Annotated in this window: 1 protein-coding gene; it reads right to left on the reverse strand. The window is 42.8% G+C overall.

The genetic code is table 11. From position 1 onward, the window contains the following. Positions 1 to 284 precede the first annotated feature (284 nt). On the reverse strand, positions 285 to 3,230 hold the full coding sequence (locus tag KL866_RS17850) for a TonB-dependent receptor (protein WP_025254425.1): 2,946 nt from the start codon (positions 3,228 to 3,230) through the stop codon (positions 285 to 287). Between the last annotated feature and the right edge of the window lie 95 nt (positions 3,231 to 3,325).

Genomic DNA, 3,325 nt, shown 5'->3' on the forward strand with positions numbered 1-3,325 from the left:
CTTAAATCGTTTATATAACGAATTATTATTAGTAAGGTCAAAGCCTCACTTTGATAATAACCACATCCTAAGCGAACGGTCAACTGGGATCAGACGGGTGTTCCGTAAAAGTTCAATTTTTTTTCGTCTTTTTACCTCCTTCTGTAAATATTAACTTACATTTAACATTTAAAGCACATAAAACAACCTATCCAGTTCATTTTTTGTACTCTTAGCTAAAGAGGACGGGATATACAACTAAAGTATATCCTCGTCCTAGCCTATAGTTTTTTCCTACACGCTTGTTAGAATGAGTAATTCACGCTAAAACGCACATATCTTGGTGTTTGCCATGCGGTCGGTAGACCGTAATTTGGATTTACATCAGGATTTGTTGGATCAGCTGAGCCCTCATCATCGTAAATTTCATTTACTTCTGTTACGCGGTCGTTGTTAAGCAGGTTGAAAATGTCTGCTCGAACTACCAATGTTTGATCTTCACCTATATCAATATTGTAAGATGCAGAAACGTCGATAGAGTAATAACTACTCGTGCGACCACGAGAACCTCGAGGGGCAGGCTCGCCACCGGCAAAGAAAGACTCTGAATCATATGCCTGAGCAAAAATGTCTGTTGGATGATAGCCGAACGCATTGATTGGACGACCAGTCCAGAACTGAAGATTTGCGCCAAGCGTCAAGTCTTCAGTCACGGCATATGCACCGTAAAGTTTAACCTGATGACGTCTGTCATTCGGCAAATCACCATAGGCATTATCAAGTAGTCCAGGTTGGTCAAATAACGTTGTTAAACCTGCATCATCCTGACCGTTGTCAGAGCGAACATAACCTTCATTATTACCCCAGTTATGTGACCATGTGTATGCTGCATTAAGCATCCATACGCCGTCCCATGCTCTTTGCCACATAAAGTCTACAGCTGCATATTTACGAATAGAGTCTGGGTAGCCCAAGTCTTCCGCTGATAAGTCCATGTAAACTAGCTCACCTTCAGCACCCGGTAATTCGGTAGTACCAATGCGCATGTCAGAGTTCGGATTAGTGAGTACATACTGGTGGAAACCATCCCAGATACCAGATACGTCACCGTAGCCATTTGCTGCCGCCCACTCGATAACAGCGGCATCAATCGCCATATCTTCGATAGTGGTAGAAAGCTCACGGTATGTACCTTGAATTGACATGCTCCATTCGTCATTCAACTGGAATTGGTAGCCCGCGATAAATTCATCCGAGTACATAGAATCCAAGTTTTGATCTACGATTTCGTCTGGAGATTTCGCAGTGCCATCCGCGAAAACATCATCAGGCTGCGTTTTAGCGCCCGTTAGATTCGGAATACCCAAGGCTTCGTCAGCAAAGCCTTCAAACTCATAGTATTCTTGTGTATAGGTTTCAGCGCCCGCAAGACGAATATTCGTATTTGCGGCGATTGGCAAGTAGTATCTACCGTAGCTTGCCCACGCTTTTGACTCACCATCGCCAAATACGTCCCATACCGCACCTAAACGAAGTCCCCACTGGTTATCGAGTTTTGCGAAAGACTCGCCATCAGCATTAAAGTTCTCAAACGTATCATTACGAAGACCTGCGTTGATGACTAAGTTGTCAGTAACTTGCCATTGGTCTTGAATATAAAAAGCAAAGTTTTCAGAGTCGAACTGACCACCTACGTTATAATCGCGATAACGAACTTGGTAAATTTCCTCGTTAGCTAGATCGCTATCATCAACATAGTATAAATAGTATGCACTGCCTGAGTTTATGGTATTGCTGTTTGAAGTAAGCTTCTCATAATCAACACCAAATCGTACTGAGTGATCGCCCAAATACCAGTCTGCATCCAGTCGTATAACCTCACGTTCATCATCGCCTTGCTCTGCCGTAAAGTTAGCCCATGTATTGGTTGGAACGAACGCTGCGGTGCTGTCATAGCGGTAATAAACGACCGGGTTGCCATCTAACTCGCTTCGCACGGTTCTGTCTTGCTTGTTGATGCCGTACTGAGCAGAGATTGAGAAATCATCATTAATGATGCTCGTCCATTTGGCCGTGTAATTTAAACCGCCTTCATCTTCGTAACCTACACGACCGTCAGTGAATTCACCGCCGTCAAAAGAGTCATAAGTCGTGATTTCTGTTGAACGTTCATCAGAAAAAGCAGTAATTTCAAGAATATTATTTTCTGTAACGTACCAGTCTAGTTTGGCTACCCAAAATGCATCATCGTCTTTTTCAAAAAAGCCGTTTTGCGATACGCCGCTACTGGTGTTTGTTTGGTCACTTACGTAATTATTTTCAGCTGAACGGGGGTTAAATAGTGCATAGAAGAACAACTTGTCTTCTATTAGTGCACCGCTCGCCCACACATTGACATCCCACTCGTCTATTTCATCTCGCGTGTTGTCGATGCGATACAAGTTGTTTTTGTTATTACGGGACGAATCACGTTGCTCACGAAGTGCATCTGGCTCCCAATAGAAGTTAGCACCCGCTTTAAACTCGTTAGTACCACTTTTGGTTTTCGCGTTAATAACACCACCGGTTACACGGCCAAACTCTGCTGAATAACCCCCCGTTTTTACTTCAAACGTCTCGTACATATCAAACGGAGGCTCACTAGAACCTACGCCAGTACGGAAATTAGTGATATTCAAGCCGTTGATGTAGTAGCCGTTTTCGCCAACTGATGCACCACCAATTGAAGGTAAATCACCAAAGGCTGAGTCGCCTTGAGTAGTCCCTGGTGCCAATAACGCGACAGAAGTTAGGTTACGTGGTACAGGTACTCTATCAAGCGTAACGCTGTCTACAATAATACCCGTGCTTGAACTTGTTACATCAACCATCGCAATGGTAGTGCCAGTAACTTCAATACGCTCTACGTCATCGCTGGCAAGACGCATATCTAGGTTTGTTTTACCGCTAATCCCTACTTTTACTGAATCTTGAATAGTAGTTCGAAACCCATTCTTTTCTGCAGTAACTTTGTAGTTACCTGCTGGAAGTAATGGAAAACGAAAATCACCTGATTCATCACTTTGTACAGACCGCGTCAGGCCAGTATCTAGGTTTTCGATAGTTATGGTAACGTTTGAAAGGCTGCTGCCATTTACTTGGATAGAGGTTCCTTGAATTGAACCATTAGTGTTGTTTGCAAAAGCTGGTGCAGTTGCACCAATTGACAGTGCAACTGCTAAAGCAACTGCACTTTTCCTGATTTGATACATGTACGTATTCCCTGGTTAGTCATGATTTAGTATTAAACTTTTTTAAAAAATCAATTAAGCGAACCTAAATCTTTGTATTTATTAAAGATAAATAA

It is taken from the genome of Alteromonas sp. ALT199 (assembly GCF_018619335.1).
Taxonomy (GTDB): Bacteria; Pseudomonadota; Gammaproteobacteria; order Enterobacterales; family Alteromonadaceae; genus Alteromonas.

Bases quoted from the DNA above. Each gene is read 5' to 3' on its own strand.
- KL866_RS17850 (WP_025254425.1), bottom strand. From the start codon at position 3,230: ATGTATCAAATCAGGAAAAGTGCAGTTGCTTTAGCAGTTGCACTGTCA.